This is a genomic window from Sporocytophaga myxococcoides DSM 11118 (assembly GCF_000426725.1).
In the GTDB taxonomy this organism is placed as follows: domain Bacteria; phylum Bacteroidota; class Bacteroidia; order Cytophagales; family Cytophagaceae; genus Sporocytophaga; species Sporocytophaga myxococcoides.
This window is the reverse complement of the sequence record NZ_AUFX01000018.1, coordinates 57,116-79,660: the sequence shown is the minus strand read 5'-3', so window position 1 is coordinate 79,660 and position 22,545 is coordinate 57,116. Positions and strand designations below refer to the sequence as shown.

27 protein-coding genes are annotated in these 22,545 nt (G+C 33.8%); 21 read left to right on the top strand and 6 right to left on the bottom strand.

All coding sequences use genetic code 11. From position 1 onward, the window contains the following. Positions 1 to 37 precede the first annotated feature (37 nt). The 3 genes from K350_RS29425 to K350_RS0117960 all read left to right on the top strand — a co-directional run bounded on the left by K350_RS29425 (position 38) and on the right by K350_RS0117960 (position 1,914). Entirely contained in the window at positions 38 to 589 is a 552-nt protein-coding gene (locus K350_RS29425) for an REP-associated tyrosine transposase (RefSeq protein ID WP_037576304.1), read from the top strand. A gap of 194 nt (positions 590 to 783) precedes the next feature. Beyond that, entirely contained in the window at positions 784 to 1,350 is a 567-nt protein-coding gene (locus K350_RS0117965; protein ID WP_028981090.1) for a hypothetical protein, read from the top strand. 27 nt (positions 1,351 to 1,377) lie between these two features. After that, on the top strand, positions 1,378 to 1,914 hold the full coding sequence (locus tag K350_RS0117960; protein ID WP_028981089.1) for a hypothetical protein: 537 nt from the start codon (positions 1,378 to 1,380) through the stop codon (positions 1,912 to 1,914). Between the two features lie 358 nt (positions 1,915 to 2,272). Here K350_RS0117960 and K350_RS0117955 read toward each other — a convergent pair whose 3' ends face one another. Then, positions 2,273 to 3,001, bottom strand: a complete 729-nt coding sequence (locus tag K350_RS0117955; protein WP_028981088.1) for a proline and serine-rich protein 1 family protein — start codon at positions 2,999 to 3,001, stop codon at positions 2,273 to 2,275. Positions 3,002 to 3,102: 101 nt separating this feature from the next. Between K350_RS0117955 and K350_RS0117950 the strand changes: the two genes are divergently transcribed. The 14 genes from K350_RS0117950 to K350_RS29420 all read left to right on the top strand — a co-directional run bounded on the left by K350_RS0117950 (position 3,103) and on the right by K350_RS29420 (position 15,499). Then, positions 3,103 to 3,522 carry a prepilin-type N-terminal cleavage/methylation domain-containing protein gene (locus tag K350_RS0117950; RefSeq protein WP_028981087.1) on the top strand — a complete coding sequence of 140 codons (420 nt, stop codon included), beginning with the start codon at positions 3,103 to 3,105 and terminating at the stop codon, positions 3,520 to 3,522. Positions 3,523 to 3,525: 3 nt separating this feature from the next. Further along, positions 3,526 to 4,038: a hypothetical protein gene (locus tag K350_RS32420; protein WP_156027090.1), complete on the top strand. Its 513-nt coding sequence runs from the start codon at positions 3,526 to 3,528 to the stop codon at positions 4,036 to 4,038. Between the two features lie 2 nt (positions 4,039 to 4,040). Then, positions 4,041 to 5,477 carry a GspE/PulE family protein gene (locus tag K350_RS0117940; protein ID WP_028981085.1) on the top strand — a complete coding sequence of 479 codons (1,437 nt, stop codon included), beginning with the start codon at positions 4,041 to 4,043 and terminating at the stop codon, positions 5,475 to 5,477. 1 nt (position 5,478) lies between these two features. Beyond that, on the top strand, positions 5,479 to 7,431 hold the full coding sequence (locus K350_RS0117935; protein ID WP_211236763.1) for a secretin and TonB N-terminal domain-containing protein: 1,953 nt from the start codon (positions 5,479 to 5,481) through the stop codon (positions 7,429 to 7,431). 2 nt (positions 7,432 to 7,433) lie between these two features. Then, complete coding sequence (locus K350_RS0117930; protein WP_028981083.1) at positions 7,434 to 8,663, top strand: hypothetical protein; 1,230 nt, start codon at positions 7,434 to 7,436, stop codon at positions 8,661 to 8,663. Then, the gene (locus K350_RS0117925; protein ID WP_028981082.1) at positions 8,647 to 9,216 is read left to right on the top strand and encodes a hypothetical protein; all 570 of its coding nucleotides are present in this window, start codon (positions 8,647 to 8,649) and stop codon (positions 9,214 to 9,216) included. The genes K350_RS0117930 and K350_RS0117925 overlap by 17 nt, the downstream gene beginning before the upstream one ends. 4 nt (positions 9,217 to 9,220) lie before the next feature. Further along, positions 9,221 to 10,135 (top strand): hypothetical protein, encoded by a 915-nt coding sequence (locus K350_RS0117920; RefSeq protein ID WP_156027089.1) that lies wholly within the window; start codon positions 9,221 to 9,223, stop codon positions 10,133 to 10,135. Beyond that, positions 10,132 to 10,632: a hypothetical protein gene (locus K350_RS0117915; protein WP_028981080.1), complete on the top strand. Its 501-nt coding sequence runs from the start codon at positions 10,132 to 10,134 to the stop codon at positions 10,630 to 10,632. Before K350_RS0117920 ends, K350_RS0117915 begins: the two co-directional genes overlap by 4 nt. A 6-nt stretch (positions 10,633 to 10,638) precedes the next feature. Continuing rightward, positions 10,639 to 11,451, top strand: a complete 813-nt coding sequence (locus K350_RS0117910) for a toxin-antitoxin system YwqK family antitoxin (protein WP_028981079.1) — start codon at positions 10,639 to 10,641, stop codon at positions 11,449 to 11,451. A gap of 2 nt (positions 11,452 to 11,453) precedes the next feature. Then, the gene (locus K350_RS0117905; protein WP_028981078.1) at positions 11,454 to 12,722 is read left to right on the top strand and encodes a hypothetical protein; all 1,269 of its coding nucleotides are present in this window, start codon (positions 11,454 to 11,456) and stop codon (positions 12,720 to 12,722) included. Continuing rightward, positions 12,710 to 13,066 carry a type IV pilus modification PilV family protein gene (locus K350_RS0117900; protein ID WP_028981077.1) on the top strand — a complete coding sequence of 119 codons (357 nt, stop codon included), beginning with the start codon at positions 12,710 to 12,712 and terminating at the stop codon, positions 13,064 to 13,066. Before K350_RS0117905 ends, K350_RS0117900 begins: the two co-directional genes overlap by 13 nt. Next, positions 13,059 to 13,550: a pilus assembly FimT family protein gene (locus K350_RS0117895; RefSeq protein WP_028981076.1), complete on the top strand. Its 492-nt coding sequence runs from the start codon at positions 13,059 to 13,061 to the stop codon at positions 13,548 to 13,550. Before K350_RS0117900 ends, K350_RS0117895 begins: the two co-directional genes overlap by 8 nt. Beyond that, on the top strand, positions 13,547 to 14,689 hold the full coding sequence (locus K350_RS0117890; protein ID WP_028981075.1) for a type II secretion system F family protein: 1,143 nt from the start codon (positions 13,547 to 13,549) through the stop codon (positions 14,687 to 14,689). Before K350_RS0117895 ends, K350_RS0117890 begins: the two co-directional genes overlap by 4 nt. A gap of 117 nt (positions 14,690 to 14,806) precedes the next feature. Then, on the top strand, positions 14,807 to 15,499 hold the full coding sequence (locus tag K350_RS29420) for a 3D domain-containing protein (protein WP_051313299.1): 693 nt from the start codon (positions 14,807 to 14,809) through the stop codon (positions 15,497 to 15,499). A gap of 65 nt (positions 15,500 to 15,564) precedes the next feature. On the opposite strand, the gene K350_RS0117880 is transcribed toward K350_RS29420, so the two are convergent. From K350_RS0117880 to K350_RS29410, 5 genes are all read right to left on the bottom strand, one after another. After that, entirely contained in the window at positions 15,565 to 16,017 is a 453-nt protein-coding gene (locus K350_RS0117880; protein WP_162144191.1) for a DUF2147 domain-containing protein, read from the bottom strand. Positions 16,018 to 16,478: 461 nt separating this feature from the next. Next, a complete protein-coding gene (locus K350_RS0117870; RefSeq protein WP_028981072.1) occupies positions 16,479 to 17,045 on the bottom strand; it encodes a YceI family protein in 567 nt (188 codons plus the stop codon). Further along, a complete protein-coding gene (locus tag K350_RS29415; protein WP_037576293.1) occupies positions 17,039 to 17,983 on the bottom strand; it encodes a DUF5777 family beta-barrel protein in 945 nt (314 codons plus the stop codon). Before K350_RS29415 ends, K350_RS0117870 begins: the two co-directional genes overlap by 7 nt. Positions 17,984 to 18,002: 19 nt before the next feature. Then, positions 18,003 to 18,380: a c-type cytochrome domain-containing protein gene (locus K350_RS0117860; protein ID WP_156027088.1), complete on the bottom strand. Its 378-nt coding sequence runs from the start codon at positions 18,378 to 18,380 to the stop codon at positions 18,003 to 18,005. Positions 18,381 to 18,686: 306 nt separating this feature from the next. Beyond that, positions 18,687 to 19,037 carry a c-type cytochrome gene (locus tag K350_RS29410; RefSeq protein WP_051313293.1) on the bottom strand — a complete coding sequence of 117 codons (351 nt, stop codon included), beginning with the start codon at positions 19,035 to 19,037 and terminating at the stop codon, positions 18,687 to 18,689. Between the two features lie 459 nt (positions 19,038 to 19,496). On the opposite strand from K350_RS29410, the gene K350_RS0117845 reads away from it, so the two are divergent. The 4 genes from K350_RS0117845 to K350_RS29405 all read left to right on the top strand — a co-directional run bounded on the left by K350_RS0117845 (position 19,497) and on the right by K350_RS29405 (position 22,518). Then, a complete protein-coding gene (locus tag K350_RS0117845) occupies positions 19,497 to 20,075 on the top strand; it encodes a Crp/Fnr family transcriptional regulator (RefSeq protein ID WP_028981070.1) in 579 nt (192 codons plus the stop codon). Positions 20,076 to 20,148: 73 nt separating this feature from the next. Beyond that, positions 20,149 to 20,673 (top strand): DinB family protein, encoded by a 525-nt coding sequence (locus K350_RS0117840; protein ID WP_028981069.1) that lies wholly within the window; start codon positions 20,149 to 20,151, stop codon positions 20,671 to 20,673. A gap of 90 nt (positions 20,674 to 20,763) precedes the next feature. Beyond that, complete coding sequence (locus K350_RS0117835; protein WP_028981068.1) at positions 20,764 to 21,450, top strand: DUF4288 domain-containing protein; 687 nt, start codon at positions 20,764 to 20,766, stop codon at positions 21,448 to 21,450. Between the two features lie 216 nt (positions 21,451 to 21,666). Further along, positions 21,667 to 22,518 carry a hypothetical protein gene (locus K350_RS29405; RefSeq protein WP_156027087.1) on the top strand — a complete coding sequence of 284 codons (852 nt, stop codon included), beginning with the start codon at positions 21,667 to 21,669 and terminating at the stop codon, positions 22,516 to 22,518. Positions 22,519 to 22,545 lie beyond the last annotated feature (27 nt).

Genomic DNA, 22,545 nt, shown 5'->3' with positions numbered 1-22,545 from the left:
CGGGCTATTTTGTTTATTTTGAGGCAAAAAACCAGCTATGTCAGACAACTATGGATTTAAGAATCACCAGCAAGGCATCTATTTTGTTACCCTCACAATAGTAGAATGGATAGATTTATTTACCCGCAAAGAGTTACGTCTATTGATTGTAAATTCATTGAACTTTTGTATTAAGGAAAAAGGCCTTATTGTATATGCGTGGGTTATAATGCCTAGTCATATTCACATGATTATATCAGCGAAAAGAGATTTTGAATTATCAGATATAATGCGAGACTTTAAAAAGTTTACAAGTAAAAAGATTGTTTCAGAGATAAAAGTAATAGGAGAAAGCAGGAGAGGATGGCTCCTTAAAATGTTTGAAAGAGCAGGAGAATATTTGAAAAGGATAAAGAATTATAAAGTCTGGAAAGATGGGAATAAGGCCAAAGGGATAGAAACTGTTTCATTTATGAATCAGAAATTAGATTACATTCATAAAAATCCTGTTGAGGATATGATAGTAGAGAATCCAGAAGATTATTTGTTTAGTTCAGCAAGAGATTATTGTGGACGGAAAGGATTAGTTGCAATTGAGTTTTTGAAGTAAGAGAACTGTTTGATATGATTTAGGAGATATGTTGAAGAAGAGAGGTGTAGTTGGGCACGCGTTACAAACGCGCGCCAGCTAGGTTAGAATCTTATTATAAAGGACAACCTTTAATAAAAATGCCGAAGGTAGACAATGGCCCGCGGACAAAATATGGATTCATGAGAAATCCAGCTTACTACTGAGAAAAGTTCATGGAAACTCATGAATACATGTTGAGTGATGAAAATAAATTAAGAATTCAAGATGGTGAATCTCCAATAGTTGATGATCAATGGTTAGAACATAACCGATCTCATCGAAACTGGAAAGGTCAAACTTTAGAACATCACCATCTTGATCATGGAAGTATGGCAATAGCTTTGCCAGAAAAATTACACAGAGGAAGAGGCTGGATGAGAATTTGGCATAACCTTTCTCGAGCATCAAAAGGATTGACTGCAGCAATGAATATTTATTCAATAAAGATGGATTTTTTTAGTGATGATCCTCATTCCACCAGAATGTTATTTGAGAATGGAATGTATATGGATAAATTGTATTTTGACTCTCAAAGTAATCAATACTATGAGTGGACGGGAAGAGAGCAAATGTTAGATGAACGGGGGAATGTAATGTCCACAACAGATACATATAATGTATATTCAGATTATACATATGATAAAAAATCAAAGAAATATGTAGGGACTGGGTTGATTGAGAAAAGATTTAAGGTTACGGATCAAAATGATAAAGTTGTTAGTGATGTTCCAGAAGGTTAATAAAAGAAGACATATATAATCGAGATTATGAAAGCAGAGGATTTTATTGAGCAAATTAAATCACTTAAACCGACAGAAGGAGAGATGAATCTAGTTAAAGCTTCGGAGGATTATAAAAGTGATTTTGTTAAACAATTTGATATTACTAAAATTAGTGGCGATTTAAATTTATCAGATGAAATTTTAAGCCTTGTTTCGAATTATCATCTGGTAAATCTAAAAATAGGCAGAATAAAGTTTGATGATAAAATTGATGAAAATGGGATCTATGTCTATTTTGGAAGGTATGAGGCTGATATTCTAATCTTAGACAAGAGTGATAAAAAAATTAAATTACTTGATCATGAGGATGAGGAAGATATATTGCTAGAATGTGCAGATAACGGAGAATCGTTCCTTGATGCGGTATTTATGATTAAGAAATATTTTACACTTCAACGTTTAAATGTGGATGCGGATAGAAGCCAAGATTCTAAGTGTTCTGTGGCATTCCAATGCGCAAGCTTAGCTGGCGGAAATACATATCTAAATTTTTATAAAAATGTATTAGGCTGTTTTCAATAATTATTTAAATCCAGCTGGGCCGCGTTTGTCATTCTCGGAAGGCTAACGCGCTTTTGTAAAGCGTGCAATCTGTGACAGAGGGATAATTAAGATTGTTATTCATATTGTATAAAGTGCCTTCGCATTTGTAATGCGAGAGATAAAGGAAAAGATTTAAAGATAGCCAGTTTCTGTAGCTGGCTATATTTTTTTGAAAAAATAATAATAAGGAAAAAATGGATGTGTTGTAGAGGATAGTGCTGTTGGGCACGTGTTTGGAAAACACGCGCCAGCATAATCAATACTATAGTAGGGTTAGTCAATATAGACTATCTTCGAAAGAAATATTTCGAGGAAAAACAATAGTAGTTAGTGAATTTTAATCTTTATAGCTGTTGCTCAGATCAAACCACAGCTGCTGTGTTGTCCCATTAAAAATAAAATATTGTGATATCTGATTGTATTTTCTTGGGTCAGAGACAAAGGAAAAAGCATATTTAGCAAGGTCCAACCTCTCTTTTTCAAAAGAAAACAGCAGCATAAGTTCGCCGACCTGCGGAGTGGATAATTTATTATGATATATAAAGTCTTTTATTGCAATAAGACGGTTAAAATCTGAGTTTATTTCTTTTATATCATTTTTGATATTTTCAAACTCCTTTTGTTCAATAGGTAGATAATCAAATTTTTCAGAGCAGTACGATATGTCGGAAGAATAGCTGCTATATAGGTGACTTTCGCTACAATAATTGTTCTTCAATCCGGAAATTGAGTTAAGAGGGACTATATTGGTAATACGAATCTGATTGTTAGGATCAAGAACAAGATAAACTACTGAAGAAGAGGGAACTTCAATAAGTGCATTAGGAGATAGAGGAGTGTTTAAGTCTGTGACAGGAGGAAGTTTGTTTATCTGAAAAAGATGCTTTCCAGGAAAAATGCTGGAAAGCCTGAAATTATTACATGGTGATTTAAATTCCTGATCATCAATAGATATAGTAAATAGCCCTCCATTATATAATCTAAAATATAGCTCTGAGGGGGCGTTCATTGATTTCCCAGAAAAGCTGATCAATATTAAAAAAAGTGAAAGGCTAATATTTTTCATGTATCATTATTTTGATGCTTTAGATACAATTTTCTTGCCTAACCTAAATTTTACACATTAAATTAAGTAAATTAGATTCCAATTTTTCTGAAATCAGTTTTATGAAGAAACGTCTTTTAAATTCAAAGGTAGCTGCGTTTACTCTTACAGAGGTACTTGTTGTACTTGTTATTGTTGGAATTCTAGTTTTGTTGGCTTTGCCCAATTTACTACCACTTATTACCAAAGCTAAAAGTACAGAAGCGAAAATTCAGCTGGAACATGTGTACACATTGGAAAAAACGTTTTTTTATGAAAAGTCCAAATATTCCGGTGATCTTGCTGCTATTGGTTTTATTCAGGAAAGCCTTGTGGATGAATCTGAAAACGGTCAGGCAAATTATAGAATAGAAATAACGGATGCGTCTCCCACCACATTTGTTGCTAAGGCCAGAGCTGTCGTTGATTTTGATGGCGATGGAGTTTTTAATGAGTGGGAAATCGATCAGAATAAAAACCTGAGAGAAACTGTGCAGGATTAAATTATGCAACAGGCACTGTTTGTATTATTAATGGTCGGAGTACTGTCCTTTATATTTTTTCAGGATCTGAAGGATAGAGCGGTGAGCTGGTACTTTTTCCCATTGTTGTTTCTATTTACATTTTTACTCAGGTTACAGAAGATTGATATAACGAGCTGTCTCCTGGATTGTGGATTAAATATGCTTTTCGTTATCGTTCAGTTGGTAATGGTATGGGGATATTTTTCAGTTAAAAGCAGAAAATTTGTAAATATAACAAAGGATTATTTGGGTATCGGAGATATTTTGTTCTTGTTAGCCATCACACCTTTGTTTAGTCCTGTTGTCTTTGTATTGTTTTATGTCACAAGCCTTCTGGTAATAGTAATTAGTATAATTCTTATTCGTTTGGTAAAAGCAAATAAAAACGATTACATTCCGCTTGCAGGGCTTCAATCAGCTTTGCTGATACCGATTATCGTTGTTGATGTTTTCTATAAATCTATTAGTGATCTCATTTTCATAATCATGTCATAAATATGAACAATGATGAATCTATAGCGACAATAAAAGCGGAGTTGCTGCAAATCCTTTCTCCGGATCAGGCATGGCAATATAGAATTGTTCCTAAACATGAAGATGCTCAAAAGATAAGCTTTCTTATTGATGAAAGTACTTTTGATCCGATGATTGCGGAAGAGCTTGAGGTTTTATTAGGTAAAAGCGTTCTGCTTGAAAAAATTGCAACTGAGATAATTCAGAAGTCTCTTAGCAAGTATTATTTAAGAGATAGCCAGGATAGTCGCAAGAAGAGCCAGGCGTATACAGGAACTTCGGAAGATTTCCTTTCTAATCTTATTGCTGAAGCCAAAAGTCTAAAAAGCAGTGATATCCATATTGAAATTTATGATGAACGCTGTCGGGTAAGGATAAGGATAGATGGAATGCTTGTGGAAAGGTATATTCTTGAAAAGAATGATTATCCTTCTATGATCAATAAGATCAAGATTATGTCTAATCTTGATATTGCGGAGAAAAGACTACCCCAGGATGGGCGTATTTTCTTTAATCACAGAGGGAATAAGTTTGATATACGTGTTTCAGTCCTTCCGACATTACATGGAGAAAAAGTTGTACTAAGACTTTTGAGTAATGACGCAACGAATATTGACATTACCAGACTTGGATTTTCGGAATATGATCTAAAGAGCTATCTCGAAGGTGCCAAGCGTCCTCATGGAATGTTGCTTATTAGTGGTCCTACCGGTAGTGGTAAGACTACTACATTGTATGCAACATTAAAGTTGCTGAATAAAGAAACACGGAATATTCTAACAATAGAAGATCCGATTGAATACACGCTTGAAGGTATTAACCAAGTTCAGTTGAAAGAAAGTATTGGTTTAAATTTTGGCAGTGCTTTAAGAACCTTCCTCAGGCAAGATCCCGATGTAATTATGGTGGGAGAGATCAGAGATCCTGATACAGCCTCCATGGCAATAAGAGCATCATTGACCGGGCACCTTGTTTTGTCTACAATACACACCAATTCGGCCTGGGGAACTATCTCACGTCTGATTGATATGGGGATCCCTTCATTTCTTGTTGCCAATACATTAAATACAACAGTAGCGCAACGACTTGTCAGAACACTTTGTCTGCATTGCAAAGAGGAAGTGTCCTTTGATCCTAACCTTTATCCAAGACAGTTTAAGGCCTATAGAACAGTGACAAGGCATTTTGTACCTAAGGGGTGTGACCATTGTTTTTATACTGGTTACAAAGGTCGTAAAGCAGTATATGAGGTGATACCGATAGATTATGAGCTTGCGGAGAGAATTAAGGGAGGCGTATTTGACGTTTCCTCAGAACTTAAAGAAAGAAATATAAAAACACTTTCGGAGAATGCTTTCGAACTTTTTGAAGAGGGGTTAACATCATTAGAAGAAATTTATCCATTATTAGTTAATTTTTAAAGTGAAAACAAAGCTATTATATTTTTATTTGATCTTGTTCCTTTGGACTGGAAATGCTTGGGCTCAGCAAGACAGATATTCAGATCTTGAACAACGACTAAGAGATCTTGCAGATCTAAGTCCTGGTCTTAAAGAAACTGTTGATTTTTCAGTTTCAGGAGCGTCTATTCAGGAGTTTCTGAGAGGGATAGCTGAGTCGCACAATCTGAATATAAGTGTAGATCCGACTTTGAATATTCGTGTTTATAATAATTTCACCAACGAAAAGGTATACAACATTCTACTTTTTCTGGCAAAAGAACATGAGCTGGATGTTCAGTTTGTTGGTTCGATCATGTCATTTAAAAAGTATAACCCACCTCCTGTAATACAGGCTGCAGCTCCTCCAAGAGAAATACTTGTCAAGTATAATAGCTATAACAATCTTCTAAGCTTAGACCTTAAAAATGATACTTTAGATAAAGTTGCAAAGAAGATAACACAGACAACAAAGAAGAATGTGATTCTTTCTTCTGGTTTGACAGGGAAATTGGTGAGTGCCTATATTGAAGATATGCCATTTGAAAACGCTATTCAAAAGATGGCTTACGCTAATAGCCTGAAGATATTAAAGACTGATGATGAGTTTTATGTTTTAAAGACGATTGAAGAAGGAGAAGATCTTTTATCTTCAAACGATCCGAGAAACAAGAAAAAGAATACTTATCAAAAGCCACAAGGTCAGAATAAGGCCAACATGCAACAGGGAAGCGCTGCAGCATCCAGTTTATTTGTTGAGGTAAATGAAGATTCACTGGGGAGAAAAATGATTTCACTTGAAGCCGTGAATGCTCCTATTGCTGATGTTGTTAAAGCGGTTACAGAAGAGATGGGAATAAGTTACTTTTTATTTTCAGATATTAAAGGCAATGCTACGACCAGCGTAAACAATGTAAAGTTTGATGATTTCTTAAGCCGGCTGCTTCAGGGCACTGATTATACTTTTAAGATTGATAATAAAATTTATATGATAGGTGATCGTAAACTTGAAGGTTTGCGAGCAAACAAAGTCATTCAATTTCAATATCGTTCGCTGGATGCAGTGCAGGAGATTATTCCGGCAGAGTTAAAGAAAGGTGTGGAAATAAAAGAATTTAAAGAATTAAACAGTATCCTGTTATCAGGAAGTTTACCTCAGATCTTTGAAATAGAAGCATTCGTAAGGCAGTTGGATAAGGTTGTACCGATGGTTATGATTGAAGTAATCCTTATGGATGTGAGAAAAGGAAGAAAGGTAGAAACAGGTATTTCAGCCGGGATTTCGGATACAGTAAGGACTGGAGGCTCAATATTTCCAGGTCTTAAGTTTAATTTTGGATCCAAATCTATTAATGACTTTTTAGGATGGTTGGGTACCAACAATGTTTTCAATATCGGGAAGGTTACTCCTCAATTTTACGTGGGATTAACAGCACTTGAAAGCAATGATAATGTAAATGTCCGATCTACTCCAAAGCTATCGACGCTTAATGGTCATGATGCAAATCTGAGTATAGGAACAACCAGGTACTATGCTTTAAAAACCCAAAATGTGGTAGGAAGTCTAACTCCCACAAATATTACAACAGAAACTTATAATGCAGTTCAGGCAAATTTATCTATCAATATAAAACCAATAGTTTCAGGAGATGATCAGGTGACTTTGAATATTGATGTAAGTATCACTGACTTTATAGGAGAAGCTCCGTCAGGACCGCCACCGTCTTCAACAAGCCAGTTTAAATCAATTGTAAGGGTGCGAAATGAAGAAATGGTAGTGCTTGGAGGATTGGAAAGAAATGAGACATCAGAAAGAGGATCTGGTGTACCGATTTTGTCCAGAATTCCGATTATCAAATGGATTTTCAGCAGTAGATCCAGATCAAAAAGTAAAATGATTTCTGTGGTTTTTATTAAACCAACAATTATATACTAATCATGATCAAACAGCTGAGCGAGATACTTTCAAAACAGAAGAAGGTTGCAGGCATTGAGGTTATTTTCTCAAGTGAAGGGAAATATACATTCAACTGTGTGTTACTTTCAGTTAAGAATAATATCGCTCAGATTGAATTCAAGGAAAAAGAAGTAGAGGATTTTGAAAAACTGAAATTGCTTATACCGCAAGATATTCCTTTGTTCTTAACTTTAACCGGACGAGGCATTTTGCATAAGAAGATTAAAGACGAATATTCAGATGATACTCAGATATTCAATCAGATTTTTCCCAATGCCAAGTTAACGGACTATTATATACAAAAAGCTGAAGCAGCAGCCAATCATCTATATATTTCCTTAACAAGGAAACAATTGGTAGATTCTTTATTACAGAAATTTGCAGAACAAGATTACTTTGTTACAAGTCTGAGTCTGGGCCCTTTTGTGGTGAATGATTTATTTCAGTTGTTGTCAATTGAAGTTTCTTCATTGTCTTTTGGACATCATGAACTGATTTTTAACAAAAATCAAATTGAGACCTATAGAACAAAAGAGGAATCGGATAATTCCTTAATTAAGGCAGGGGATGAAATGGTTTCAGGAGATTTATTAATTGCTTATGTATCGGCATTTCTTGGCATTATAGATTCAGATAGAGTAAGTGTAAGTATAGAGCAGGTAATTGTTCAAAAAGAAGAATTTCAGCAAAAGCGTAAGTTTAAACTTTTAGGGATTTCGATATTGACATTTTTTCTGTCAATGCTTTTAATCAATACACTTTTGCTTACCAATTATAAACAGGAAAATGAAAAGCTTGCAATAAAATTAAGTAAGCTTAATGATCTTTCGTCAAATCTGGAAGTTGATGAAAAAGAGCTTCAACAGAAAGAGTTATTTCTAACTGAAGCCGGTTGGCTTGTCTCGTCAAGGTTTTCATTTTATTCTGATCAAATAGCTGTGTTGTTGCCTTCATCAATAACTCTGACCAAGTTGGCAATGAATCCATATAATCAAAAAGAAAGCAGGGTTCAGCGTAAGGAGGTATTTGATAACGGAGCCATACGTATTGATGGATATTGTGTAAGGCCTACTGAATTAAATTCATGGGTTAAAATATTAAAAGATCAGCAATGGGTGAAGGAAGTAAATGTGGAAGATTATTCATTTGATCATAAAACCAGATCAGGGAATTTTATACTGCAAATTTTGATTAATGATGAACTGGAATAACTTATCATATAAAGTCAAAAATAAGTATTTGCTTGCAGGAGGAGTTTTTTTCCTGATTGTTGCGTATTTGCTTGCCTTTAATAAAACAGTAGAGCTGTATTTATTTAATAAAGAGCAGAAGGCAAAATTGATTCATGCAAAAGAAGCTCCGGAAAAAAGAAGATTAATGGAGATTAAATCCAATGCTTTAAAGGAGAAGTTGTCTTCATATTTCGCAGATTCATTGAAGGATCAAGGGCATCTTTTGGAAGTAGTTTCAATCTTTTGTTCTAAGAATAATTTACTATTGCAAGAACTTCCTAATGAAGAATTTTATGAAGAAAAGGAATTTATCATAGGAACTACTGAACTGAAGGTTGAAGGACATTTTACTGATCTGTTAAAACTACTTTATTTACTGGAGCAAAAGGAAGCTGTAGGAAGGATATCTTCCAGTAGTTTTGATATGACATACGATAATAAAAGAAAAAAGAAAGTGCTGGTTCTTACAATGTATATTCAGACACTTAAAATAAAACTGAAAAAAATCAAAAAGGATGATGCGAAAATTTAAATTTTTGAATTTACTTTTTTGGAGCATGGTTGCTCTGACTTCTTGCACTGAAATTTTTGAGAAGGATATAGAAAAGGAAGAGATCACAATATATACTCCTAATGGAAAAGATTCTATAAATTATTCTCAAACCTTCTGGTGGAGCCAGGTTGACTTTGCAACGAATTATCAATTAACAGTTGTGTCTCCAAGTTTTGCAGCTCCTGAGAAGATGATCCTTGATACAATCGTTAAGAACAACAGGTTTACATATTATCTTGGTCCAGGTAAGTTTGAATGGCAGGTAAGAGGTATGAACGGAGGGTACAAGACTAAATACTTTGGAAATAAGTTTAAGATTGATACCACAGAAATCTCACTACAAACAGTAAACCTGAAATTACCTGTCAATTCTAAAGTGTTAGCAGGAGGATTGGTTGAATTTGAATGGTCCAAACTCCTTGGTGCGAAGGGTTATCAGATTCAGCTAGACTCAATTCAATCTTACAAAAAGCCGATCGTAAATGACTTCAGATCTTCTACAAACTATAGCTTTAATTTAACTGTTCCAGACACTTACTTTTGGCGAGTCAGGGCATATAATGATAAAAAAGATACGACAGACTGGACAGAGTATAAGTTCATTCTTGATAATAGTACGCCTTTAAAGGTCGCATTATTGAGTCCATTACAGAGTGCTTCGAACCAGACTCAGTCTGGAACTTTAAAATGGAATGACCTGGGTTCGGGTTATAAATATACAGTTTATATACAAGTAGGATCTGGTCAGGGCATTGAATATCCCAATCAAACATCTGCTTCTTATAACTATTCTTCAATAAGTAGGGGGCAAGAGGTGAAGTGGAAGGTAAAAGCAGTAAGTGCAGCGGGGATAGAAGGGGTATATAGTGATTTGTGGTCATTTACAATTCAACCATGAAAAATAAAAAGATGACTTATATTCTGCTTGCAGGAGTTGTTGTTGTGTGGGGACTTATATTCTTAAGGATCTACAGTTCTTTATTTTCTGATTCAAAAGAAATTACCTCTTCGAAGCCTGTAATCAGAGGAAAGCAGGATTTTTTCAAAAAAGATACATTTGTATTAGTAGCCAAATATAGAGATCCCTTTTTAGGAGGAATTCATATTTCATCTAATTCTGTCGGGTTAAAGGAAAAAGTCAATAAAATAAAATCCAAACCTGTTGTTGTGAAACCTAAAGAACCCGAAATACAGATAGATTGGACAGTCATAAATTATGTCGGGTTAATTAAAAATAGAGGAAGCAACAAGAATGTTTCTTTGATGAATATAAAAGGCAAAGAATATCTCATGGAAGAAGGAGTTGTGGAAGACGGAGTCAAATTAATTAAGAATTGTAAAGATTCTGTAAAGGTTGTTTTTTGTGGTAAAGAGAAGTTTATAAAAAGAAATTAATTTTTTATGAAAAGATTATATTTTCTTATTCTATTAAGTATTCCATTATCTGTCCTGGCGCAGAGAAAGATTGATTTACATATTCCAAACAGGGTTATCGTGAACTTTCTTGATCACGTTGTATACGCAGAAATAGTCGAAGGGAAGCCTCTCATCAAAGTGACAGATGAATATTTCTATTATTGGTATAGTGCTAATGATATTAAAAGAACCAGAGGTGGTTTCGAAGGAAAGCTATTACATGGGCTGTATAGTGATTTTTATATGAATAAAAATCTTAGAGAAAAAGGGATGTTCAGATTTGGGAGAAAAGAAGGATTGTGGAAGAGTTGGCACATTAATGGGGAACTTAAGGAGGTTTATCATTGGAAAAAAGGAAAGCTTCACGGTGAATTTCTTGTATTTGACGAGTCGGGAAAGTTATTGCAAAAGGGTACTTACAAAGATAATTTATTTAATGGCAAAAGATATACATATGAGGCATCAGGGAATGTGAAGGTTGAGAAGTATGTAAAAGGTGAGCTTAAAGTAAAGAAGGAAAAACAGAGAAAAGGATTTAAACTAAGGTTGTGGAGAAAATATAAAAAGAAACAAACTGCTGTACCTCAGTCCTCCGGAGATCCACTTTTGCAAAAGTCTCCATTGCCAGGTACTGAAGGGCCGAAGGGAAATGATTTGAAGGATTCAAAGAAAAAGAAGAAAGAATCTAAAAAACAAAAAAACGAAACCAAGCCCCAAAAAAAGAAAAAGGAACCTAAGGTAAGGATTCGAAAAATGAAGAAAATAGTACCTGCTGAAACAGAAGAAAAACAAACTTAAAAATGTTTCGTGCCAATGCACTTTTTATCGTTCTGGTTATTTCGCTGCTAATAGCTCTTATTAGCAGTTCTCTTATTTTAGTATCGTTTCATTATACCTCGGGATATCACGAAAATCTTTTATATAAGCGTTTAATAAGAAATGCTCAATCAGGTATTAATTACTTATTAGCTGATGCAGGAGAACTCGAATTAAATGAGGAACGACTGATTGATCTTTATGGTAATGGAGAAGACTCAATTGCTCTCAAGAGGATGAATTGGGGGATTTTTGACATGGCTTCTGTTAGAGCATTTTCCAATAATAAGGAGATTGTTAAAGTTATTGAATATGGCTATAAGCCTGATGGAGAAACCAAATGCGCTATTTATCTTACAAATTCAATTTATGAACTGATTCTTGCAGGAAATACGCTGATAAAGGGCACTTGTTATTTGCCTGATAAAGGGGTTGATCGATCAAATAATGGAGCCATGTATTTTACAGGCACTAAGTTGATTCATGGGGAGTTTAAAAAAAGTGATTCAAAATTACCTGAATTAAATCATAAGATTAAAGAAAAAATACTCTCTCTCCTTGAAAAGAAATTTCCTGAAGCAGAGTTTGAAAAAATAACAGAACTTGAGAAAGATACTTTAGTTAGATCATTTTCTGAAAAAACAATTTTGATATTTCAGAGAAATGAAATAAGCAGAAAGCAATTGTCTGGCAATATTATAGTATCATCTGATACCCTACTTAGAATCACTAAAGATAACAATCTTAACGATATATTGATCTTCGCTAGGTCAGTTGAAATACAATCAGGTTTTAAAGGGAAAGTTCAAATATTCGCAATGGATTCTATCGTTGTCGGGGAAAATGTGGAGCTAGGCTATCCCTCTGTCTTAGGAGTGTTTCAAAGAGATTTTAAAATAACCCAGCCATTTATAAAAGTTAGCAAAAGCAGCAGAATAGATGGAATTGTGTTTTCTTCTCAGTCAGGTCTTGATTTAATGAAACAACCAGCAAAAGGCCGGTATCAAACTATGATTCATTTTGACAAAGGTTCTTTTTTACATGGTTTATTATACGCTGATGGATATGCTGATATAAATGGCATTATACATGGGACAGTGCTATGCAATAAATTTTGGCTTAAAACCCCGGATATTCAGGAAAATTGTTTGTTCAATACAACAATTGATGTAACAAAGCTTTCTCCCAATTTTATTGGTTCAAGTTTACTCACCTCAGAAAAGAAAAAACGTATCATTAAATGGATGGAATAAGTTCGTTGAAGGTAAAAGCTTCAACACTTATTGAGGTGGTTGTAGCTATGGTAATCATGTTCATTACATTTGGTATAGGCATGATGATTTATCACAATATTTTAAGATCGGGAATTAATCTTCAAAATTTAAAAGCTGAGCTTCTTTCTTCACAGATAGTTGAAGAAACATTAAAGGCAAGGTCTTATTTTGATGAGGAAACGGAATTGCAGGGCCTTGTGGTGAAGAAAAGAATAAGTAAGTATCAGAATAATTCAAGTTTGTTGTTGCTTGAAATACAAGTATTCTCAAAGGAGGAAAAATTATTAGCGGAAACACGTCAACTTATTTTGGCAGATGAATAAACTGAAGGCATATACCATAATGGAAATGATTGTAACTATGCTCATAGCAGGTATTACCATAAGTATGGCCTATTCTTCCTATAAAATTATAAGTGGTCAATTTGGACAATATAAGGCCAATAGCCAACGAAATTATGACCTCATCTTGTTTAATAAACTGCTTTTGAAGGATTTCTTAAATTCAAGTCGAGTTATACGAAAGTCTGATGGGTTGAGGTGTGAATATGAAGATAAAACAATAGATTACTTTTTTGAAAATAGATATGTTATAAGAAAAAGTGAAATAACTGATACTTTTAAAATTGTAATCTCTAATCCAAAGTTTTATTTTCTCAATGAGGAAAATTTTGTTCCTGAAGTCTTAATTGACAAAGTGGGGTTCGATGGAATTATAGGTGAGGATATACTCCCATTTATTTACAAAAGGGAATATGGAGCAGATGTCCTTATTGAAAAAGAAAAAGAAGAGGAGCTAATTCAATGAATGGAATTGATTTAACCAAAGTAAAGAAGACAAAAAGTAAAGATCCTGGAAACGCTCCTGTTCAAGGCATTCTGGATTTTCTCAATAGAGACTTATCTCTCTTTGGAAATAAATTAAATGATAAGAAAAAAGAAGCATTTTATCATGAAATTGGAATACTCCTTTCTGCAGGAGTTGATATAAAAACAACTCTGGAACTTATAAGTGATGAGCAGACTAGAGAAAAAGATAAGGCTCTCTTTTCGAAAATTAAAGATTCCGTTATCGCTGGTAATACACTTTCCGGAGCTATCAGAGACACAGGAATGTTTTCAGCTTACGAATTTTTTAGTTTGCAAATAGGAGAAGAAAGTGGTAAACTACCGATTGTATTAAAAGAGCTTGGCGCCTACTATAATAAGAAAATGAAGCAGAGACGCCAGATTGTAGGTGCTCTGACATATCCTTCAATAGTTCTCTTTACCTCATTGGCAGCAGTATTTTTTATGATGAATATTATAGTGCCAATGTTTGCGGACGTGTTCAAACGCTTTGGAGGAGATCTTCCTGCTATAACCAAAATGATCGTTAATACATCTGCTTTTTTCAGAAAGTATTTTTATTTATTCTTTCTTTTTATCATATCCATTATTCTTTTTATTTATTCTCAACGCCAGCAAATCTGGTTCAGAAAGTACGGAAGTAAAATATTATTGAGAATACCTCTCGCAGGGGAAATCGTAAGAAAAGTATATCTGGCAAGATTTTGTAATTCCATGACATTATTGATTGGAGCCAAGATTCCTATCCTTAGATCTATTAATCTCGTAAAGCAAATGATTGGCTTTTATCCTTTGGAAGAATCTTTAACTCAGATAGAAAAAGACATCCTTCATGGAATGTCTCTCAATAAGAGCATGTCAGCATTTTCTATTTATCCTAAAAGAATGACTTCATTGATAAAGGTTGGAGAGGAAGTCAATCAATTGGATAACTTTTTTGAAAAGATTGCTTTTCAGTATAATGAAGAAGTTGAACATCAGACTTCAATGATCAGTAGTATGATCGAGCCATTTATGATCATATTCCTGGGATTGATAGTTGGATTTATTTTGATCGCAATGTATTTGCCATTGTTCCAATTGAGTACAAGTTTTTAATTACTTGTATTGGTTGGAGGAGCGGAAAAGATCTTAAAAGTATAATGTCATAATAAAAGGATTGACTATTTTCTGAATTTTAGATAAGTTAAATTCTATCAATTATTGAGTTTTTTTATGAGGCTTTATCTTACAATTGGTTTTCTCTTTTCTTCAATTACACTTTTCGGACAATCTAATTCAAAAAAGATAAGTCTATGGGCAACATATTACTATGTGCCTACTTTAATGCATAATGAAAAAGGTATTGATATCCTGGATAAAAATGAAAAAAAGACAGGATTTAAATTAGACTCATGTGATTGGTGTAATGCAGTTATTGAAGGAACAGTTTTTATCAAGAAGGAAAATAGAACATATGTATTCAACTATGCTGGCCGCTCTAAGGAAATGCAATATGATTGCAGGCAATGTTCTAAATATAAGAACTATGGTAATTATTTAAACTCAAGTAAAGTACTTTGGGAATTAAGTGGTGGATTTGGAAAGGGTTGTAAGAATTATAATTTAGTACCTTTTATAACTATTGCTGTCGATACTGTATTAGTCCCTATTGGTTCTGTTATTTATATTCCAATGGCTAAAGGCGTTAAGTATATTGATGCTGAAGGAAAGTTGGCAGAACATGAAGGATATTTTTTTGCAGGAGATGTAGGTAGTAAAATCAAGGGAAATCATATTGATGTCTTTTTGGGTTCTTCTAAAGAAAATCCTTTTGGTTTTGTTAAATCGAATCAGGACGGGACTTTTGAAGCATATATTGTAACAGATAAAAATCTAATTGCTAAATATGCTAACCTGCATAAATAAGAAACATAAAACTGAAACAGAAACAAAGTAGTTAGTTATGTGTGAAGCAGCGGAATAGTTTACCTCTACTTCACTCTATTGAATTCAATTGTTTTTCCAAGAAATTCAAAGCCCATAAATCCTCTTAGATTGAGTTTATTGCCGGATACAGTTATTTTGCAATCATAAAAATTCCCGCTGGTAAAATCATACATTTTTCCATCTACATAAGCGCCTTTATTGAATCTCAGTTTTGTGATGTATACTATTCCTTCTAAGCTTCTGCTGCGTAGTTTCGGATCATTGTTTTTAGTATCTTTTTTAAATGTTTTGCCATCAGCTTCAAGTGCGGCTTTGCTAAATAGCAATTTGGCCTGATATTCATTTCCTGATTTAAAAATTTCCATTTTATTATCATCCTTTGCTTCAATCCAAGTACCTGTTATATCATCTGTAGGATTCACCAAACTTGTAAGCATGAGAAGGAATATGCCCATTGTTGAAATAGTAATAGCTTTGGTTAAGATGTTTATTGACATTTGCATTTTACTTTTTGGTTAGAACTAAACTCATTTTATTGAATTAGACATTTTTAAATCAAATCACAAATGAATTGCGAAGTGAAATGTCATCAAAGCTTCGTGTTTAATTTTTGTGTTAATTTATAATAAATTTATAAAGTTTAGTTTCTTATATAGAATATTTTTTCAGTATAAGTTATTATTAATCAGTGTTGAAACATTTGATAGGAATCAAGATAACCTACAGGTTACAAAAGAGCAATTACTCTATTTCAGGCAAGGAAGTGATGTTGCAAACATAGATCAATTACTCTTGCGGCCAGGAGATATTCAATTTATATTATTGGATCTTCCTAAAACTAAAAAGGCAGCCTCTCAAAAGGCTGCCTTTTTCTTATGTGCTATGTATGTATTTTTGATTATAACTAAAGGTATATGCAGGAAGAAAATTTTGTAGTTTTCGTTAAGAGAATAAAGACTTACTTCAGAGAATAATCGGCATCAATTTTCACAGCTATCACTTCTGCTATTTTATGAAAAACTATTTCAGGAATTTCAATTTTATGATCTACAAGCTTAACATTAAAATCTGCTTTCAAATGAAGCTGAAGTGATTCGCTTACTGTGATTGTAGCATTTATAGTTCTATTCTGTTCTACTCCATGAATGGTAAGTTTTCCAGTTACAGTGACATTGTAATTTCCAGGTTTCATCAAGTCCACATTTTCATTAATTATTCCTGAAAATGTTGCTTTAGGATATTTGTCGCTTTCCATGTACTTTTCATTGAAATGCTCTTGCATTAGAGCATTCTTAAATTTAAAGGTATTGATCATTACAAGTGCTGCTGCATTCCTGTTTACGGGATTTATGGCCGAGGACATGGCAGTTGAATGTGCATCAATATTTTCAATCGGAGTTTCCGAATAAAAACTGATATTTCCAGTGGAAGTTTTATAAACCTTACTTTGGGTTTGTGCCTGTAGTTCTATCCTAACCAGCATTAAACAAGATGCCAGAAAGAGGAATATTAGTTGTTTTACCATTTTTTCTCAGCTTTAATTTTGTCTTTTTGTTTTTTTGCACTTTTGCTTAAACCAAAGACTCTTGAAACATTGAATCCCAATCTTATTTGCCCTTTATCCCATCTGCTGGCAGTATATGGTATCAATTGGACTTCATTAATTGCAAAGGAGTTGGTGACAAATATCTGGAAAACGTGTCCTCCGGTTTCAAGGTCCATTCCTACACTTCCACTGTTATGATAAATATCGGATTGATTTTGGGTATAATTGGTGAGTCTGAAAATATATTCACCGGTCAGGGAAATACTTCTTGTGATTTTGTATCTTCCTAATACCCCCAACGCCATCATATCATTCTTATCGCTGCTTTTTATTACCATATTGTAATGAATGAACGTCGGTGATAATTGTAAAGTGAGCTTCTCATTGAATTTCCTTGCAACCATAAGTTGATACATATAAGAAATTCGAGAGCTAAATTTTTCATACTTATCTACCCCGGTAATGATTTTGTTGGGGTCTCTATCTGCTGATACATTCATTGTTACCAATCCGGTTAAGCTGATAGGCATACTATTATCCATTGTTTGTCTAAGTATCCGGTACTTTAGAAAACCATCTACAAGTTTTCCATAAGAAGATCTTCCTATACCTACTGTGAATCTATCTGTGACTGAATAATCTAATCCTAGTCTAATAGTTGCAGGGCCATCCAGTCCCCAGAAATTAGATGCTCCGGTACTGAAATCAGAGAACCTATGTGATATTCTAAAATCCAGGGACCCTTTTCCTAATGTCTCAATTGTATGAAGATTAATTAATCTTGTTCCTTTGAAAGATGCAAAGACTAACTGTTTGGTTTGAGGCTGTTCGTTTTCAAGACTATTCAATAGATCTTCCTGAGCCCAAAGCTTAAATGAGATATTCAATATGAATATTACAAATACAAGTTTTTTCATAATCACTTTTATTAATTAATTATTGTGGCTCTTTTGCATCAATCCATTGTTGCAATTTTTCAATCTGACATTGAGGGATTGAAGAGCCGGGAGGCATTGGCTGATATCCTCCTTTATGAAGGACTGCTCCCATCAAAGCTCCGTTCTGAGCTTGTTCAAGAACTGATTTGTAGTTATCAAGCACTATGCCTCCGGAAGCGACATCGCCACTATGACATGAGATACAATTACTTGATAAAATATATTTAACAGACAGGTTGTATGTGCTTGCAACTGAACTGTCGCAAGGATCTTTAGTAAGAGCCTGTGGATATAGCTCTTCAAACTTGTCGTAATTACACCCATTCACAATTAATGTGAATAGGAGGATAAATAGGATATGGCAAATATGTTTCATAATAACAAAGTTGATTTTAGCGTCTTGAAAGATTCTAAAATAAATAAGTATAAGCTGATACTCTGACTATAGATAAGGCAGATGTATCAAAGTTTCACAACTATTGTAATTTCACTGAGTTGATCCAGTATTCATAGATTTAAAATCATTACTATTAAAAGTAAGGAGTTTATTCTGATTGAATCCTGGAACATTAATCAAGATCTATTCTTATTTTCTTCCTCTATAAAAGACTACTCTTAATTAAAAGCTAAGAGCAAAGATTTTATACATTTCGCTCTTACGATACTATTTTAGTTGAAAAAATTAATTATTCTGAGCACCAGCATCGATCCAGACTTTGATCTTTTCTATATCACAGTCTGATAGCTTTGCTTGATTTTTGGGCATAGGAGATACTCCATCTGCATGGGTTATTACCTTATACAGTTTACCATTTTGAGCTATTCCTTGCAGTGTGCTAACATCGTTTAAATTCATAGGAGTCGCAGCACCATGGCAAGCTACGCAGTTCTTTGTTATGATCGGCTTGACAGTGTTGGTATATGTAACATCACTTGTAATACAAATATTATCCGGAGTAGGATTGTCTTTCTTCTCATCTTTGCATGAGTAAAAAGAAATTGATAATAAAAATAATAGTGCTAGTTTTTTCATGAGTTTTCTGGTTTAGATTAATATTATTTTTGGGTACTAAAAGTTGATATCGGATGCAGAGCAGCTTAAATCCTCACGAAACCCTCTCTAATTTTAAAAATATTTCCGATATGCGGAAATTTATACCGTAGGATAAAAGCGTGTTCTATTAATTGTATGTTTAAACAATTAATGCCTAAAGTAAATTCTTAATTATTTAATTTTCAACTTTTAAGCAATATTTTTTTTAGTACTTATATATGGGTAACGAGATTATTTTACTAATCTTTGTTTGTTCCTTGCACTTGCTTGAATAAGCATTAGGTTTTAACTGATGCAGTAAAAGCCATAGATATGGAAGCTAAATCTTTATGGGACGAAAGGATTTTATAATCCAAAGAAAGGATTATAATTCTTGAATCCTTCATTTTTTATTTTCAATTTTATTTACTGTTAAAATATCACCTAATAGGTTTAGGCATGAATAATATCAAAGATTCTATTCGCAGACTTTTTAATCTTTCAGAAGAAGAGGTAAATATTTTTCTATCAGAATTTACCAAAAAGGAAATAAAGAAAAACGAAATTTTTATTGCAGAAGGCGAGATCTGTAACAAAGTAGGGCTTATAGAGAATGGTCTTATGATGTGTGTGTATAATAAAAATGGTACTGAAATCATTGAAGAATTTGCTTTTGAAAATAGCTTTATAACGAACTACTACAGTTATCTAACCTGTAAACCATCGGAGAAGGAAATAAGATGTATTGAGGATACAATAGTCCATGTGATTACCCGACAGGCACTGGATAAGCTAGGCAATGAGTATCAGTTTATCAGAGATATGGCGAGGCAAATGAATGAAAAATTGTTTTTAAGAAACCATGATAGAGTTAAATCTCTTTTGCTGGATTCTCCTCCGGAAAGATATCTTCAACTCGTTTCTCAAAGAAAGGATCTTGCACAAAGGATCCCTCAATATTTAATTGCATCCTACCTTGGTGTAACGCCTGAAACCATCAGCAGAATAAGAAATAAAATAAGTACAGGGCAATATTGATTTTGATCAAGAAATGATCAGCCGGCTTCAGTTAGATTTGTTCCCAGTTAGTTTAGAACTTACCAAAATTAAAATGAAGCAAGTAGAAATTTTGCTGAAGCAAACAGAGGAAACTTACAGTTGGGTTAACAGACTTTTGAGTTCCATACCATATGAACAATGGGATATTACTCCCGAGGTAATTGAATCAAATGTCACCTGGCAGGCGGGGCATCTTCTGATGAGCTTTTATTTCCATTCTGTGATGGTTATTTCAGGACACCAGATGGATATTATCCGCCAAATACCCTTAAAAGATTATGATGAAATTTTTACCACAGGAAAACCAGAAAATACAGTGGGCAAATACAAGCCCGATCAGTTAATGAAACAACTAATGCTTGTTGAGTTAAAGTCATTGGAAGTTATAAAATCTTTATCTGATCATGATTTGAATATGACATTGCATTCGTCTCCAGTTACCCATCCAATAGCATCAAACAAATTCGAGGCATTAGACTGGAATATAAAACATGCCATGTGGCACTGCGGGCAATTGGGAATATTGAAAAGAATCGTTCATGAACGCTTTGATTTTGGTTTAAAAAGAAATGGGTGAAAAAGTATATTCCCTTTATGATTGAATTGGCAATTCAATTTTTAGAGATAAAAACATAAATTTGATCTGAAAATAAATTTCTGATCAATAATGAGTTCAATAAAAGGCCTGGAGGATTGGATTCTCGATAAAGGATTTCCTGACGAAAAGAGGAACGTTGAAGTTTCAATCCATCCAAAGTATATAGATATTAAAACTATTTATAATATATCTCCAAAGGAAAGAAAAGCGAAGGTTGCTGAGGATAGAAAGCAAAAGATTGAAAAGATTATAAAATTGAATTTATTCACTTCCTACGAAGTATCAGGTTCTCCTGGTAAACCTAGTGGATTAAAAGCGAAAATTCCATTTTTGTTATTGTCTAAATTAAATAAGATTCAATCAATAGCCTATTTTTCAATTAACAAAGTTGATAAAGCGAAAAGAAGAAAAATAAAATCTTCTCATGAATACTATTGTGTTAAGATGACAGTGGTAGTTGAAGTTGAAAAGCAGAAGAAAGGAAAACAAACTATAGAAGACAGAATGGTACTGATTAAAGCAAAATCTTTTGATGATGCTTATAAAAAGATGGAAAAAGTAAAGAATAAAAAAGCAGAGCCATACTTAAATATTCATGGTGAACTTGTGCGTTGGCGTATTGAAAGTCTTGATGATTGCTTTGTGACGGATATAAATACCCCCGAAGATCTGAATAATCCTGAAGGAGTGGAGGTATACTCAAAACTAAAAGGAAGGCGCTTAACCGAAGAAAGAGTCTGGAATGGTAAGGTCTGATTTTTTCAAGAGCAGGCGATTCTGTTTTCTTTATTGAAAAATAGGTTGATTATTGTGGTGTTTTATGCTGCTGATAATTAGCTGTTTGTCTTGATTGCCACTGTTCAGAAGCGTTAGACATTTTACCAGAATTTCGGAAAAATACATATATTGCTTACTTAGCACGGATTTAAGATGTTATTTCCGAAGCATAAAGACTCTATTTCAGCATTAACAATGATCAGGAATTTTTTAAAAGACAAGTTCTTAATAACTAAAATAAGAAACAGATTTAATCCATCTGTACAAATTTCCCAAAGGCAATTATTTCATTACTATCAGGATCGTATTTCCAAAAGGGAAAATGTGAAGATCGCTGATACGGGCTTCAGAGTTTTTTCCCAGTTTGAAGAAGATGGAAAGTTGCTGTTCTTATTTTCTGCTATAGGAATGGATAATAAAGTATTCGTTGAAATTGGATCTGATGATGGAGTCAATAGTAACTCAGCAAATCTTTACTTCAATTTTGGCTGGCATGGATTATTTATAGACGGAAATCCGAAGAGTATCAAGCGTGGTAGAAAGTTCTATGATAAATATCCTCATCCTTGGTTTTATAAACCAAAGTTTGTTTGTTCGAAGGTAAACAGAGAGAATGTAAATAAACTTATTGAAGATGCAGGATTTAAAGGAGAAATAGGCTTGCTATCAATTGATGTTGATGGAAACGACTATTGGATCTGGGATGCTATCTCTGTCGTGTCTCCAAAAGTGGTGATCATTGAAACACATGTGGAATTTGGCCTGAATAACATTGTTGTTCCTTATGATCCTGATTATTCATACCCGGGAAAACATCCCGTATATCATGGAGCTTCACCAGTAGCTATGACCAACCTCGCAAAAAGAAAGGGATACAGACTTGTAGGGGCCAATGAATTAGGGTTCAATTTTATATTTGTGAAGAATGGAATTGCTGATGAGTCTATTCCTGAAGTTTCAGTAGAGTCTGTACTTTCACATCCATCAGTAGCAGAGTGCTACAAAGATTTTGAACCAATAAAAGACTGGAAATATTTGGAAGGGTAATCGAGGATTACCCTTTATTTTAATTTT

Coding starts and splice junctions, on each gene's coding strand:
- K350_RS29425 (WP_037576304.1), top strand. CDS start 38: ATGTCAGACAACTATGGATTTAAGAATCACCAGCAAGGCATCTATTTT.
- K350_RS0117965 (WP_028981090.1), top strand. CDS start 784: ATGGAAACTCATGAATACATGTTGAGTGATGAAAATAAATTAAGAATT.
- K350_RS0117960 (WP_028981089.1), top strand. CDS start 1,378: ATGAAAGCAGAGGATTTTATTGAGCAAATTAAATCACTTAAACCGACA.
- K350_RS0117955 (WP_028981088.1), bottom strand. CDS start 3,001: ATGAAAAATATTAGCCTTTCACTTTTTTTAATATTGATCAGCTTTTCT.
- K350_RS0117950 (WP_028981087.1), top strand. CDS start 3,103: ATGAAGAAACGTCTTTTAAATTCAAAGGTAGCTGCGTTTACTCTTACA.
- K350_RS32420 (WP_156027090.1), top strand. CDS start 3,526: ATGCAACAGGCACTGTTTGTATTATTAATGGTCGGAGTACTGTCCTTT.
- K350_RS0117940 (WP_028981085.1), top strand. CDS start 4,041: ATGAACAATGATGAATCTATAGCGACAATAAAAGCGGAGTTGCTGCAA.
- K350_RS0117930 (WP_028981083.1), top strand. CDS start 7,434: ATGATCAAACAGCTGAGCGAGATACTTTCAAAACAGAAGAAGGTTGCA.
- K350_RS0117925 (WP_028981082.1), top strand. CDS start 8,647: ATGATGAACTGGAATAACTTATCATATAAAGTCAAAAATAAGTATTTG.
- K350_RS0117915 (WP_028981080.1), top strand. CDS start 10,132: ATGAAAAATAAAAAGATGACTTATATTCTGCTTGCAGGAGTTGTTGTT.
- K350_RS0117910 (WP_028981079.1), top strand. CDS start 10,639: ATGAAAAGATTATATTTTCTTATTCTATTAAGTATTCCATTATCTGTC.
- K350_RS0117905 (WP_028981078.1), top strand. CDS start 11,454: ATGTTTCGTGCCAATGCACTTTTTATCGTTCTGGTTATTTCGCTGCTA.
- K350_RS0117900 (WP_028981077.1), top strand. CDS start 12,710: ATGGATGGAATAAGTTCGTTGAAGGTAAAAGCTTCAACACTTATTGAG.
- K350_RS0117895 (WP_028981076.1), top strand. CDS start 13,059: ATGAATAAACTGAAGGCATATACCATAATGGAAATGATTGTAACTATG.
- K350_RS0117890 (WP_028981075.1), top strand. CDS start 13,547: ATGAATGGAATTGATTTAACCAAAGTAAAGAAGACAAAAAGTAAAGAT.
- K350_RS29420 (WP_051313299.1), top strand. CDS start 14,807: ATGAGGCTTTATCTTACAATTGGTTTTCTCTTTTCTTCAATTACACTT.
- K350_RS0117880 (WP_162144191.1), bottom strand. CDS start 16,017: ATGTCAATAAACATCTTAACCAAAGCTATTACTATTTCAACAATGGGC.
- K350_RS0117870 (WP_028981072.1), bottom strand. CDS start 17,045: ATGGTAAAACAACTAATATTCCTCTTTCTGGCATCTTGTTTAATGCTG.
- K350_RS29415 (WP_037576293.1), bottom strand. CDS start 17,983: ATGAAAAAACTTGTATTTGTAATATTCATATTGAATATCTCATTTAAG.
- K350_RS0117860 (WP_156027088.1), bottom strand. CDS start 18,380: ATGAAACATATTTGCCATATCCTATTTATCCTCCTATTCACATTAATT.
- K350_RS29410 (WP_051313293.1), bottom strand. CDS start 19,037: ATGAAAAAACTAGCACTATTATTTTTATTATCAATTTCTTTTTACTCA.
- K350_RS0117845 (WP_028981070.1), top strand. CDS start 19,497: ATGAATAATATCAAAGATTCTATTCGCAGACTTTTTAATCTTTCAGAA.
- K350_RS0117840 (WP_028981069.1), top strand. CDS start 20,149: ATGAAGCAAGTAGAAATTTTGCTGAAGCAAACAGAGGAAACTTACAGT.
- K350_RS0117835 (WP_028981068.1), top strand. CDS start 20,764: ATGAGTTCAATAAAAGGCCTGGAGGATTGGATTCTCGATAAAGGATTT.
- K350_RS29405 (WP_156027087.1), top strand. CDS start 21,667: ATGATCAGGAATTTTTTAAAAGACAAGTTCTTAATAACTAAAATAAGA.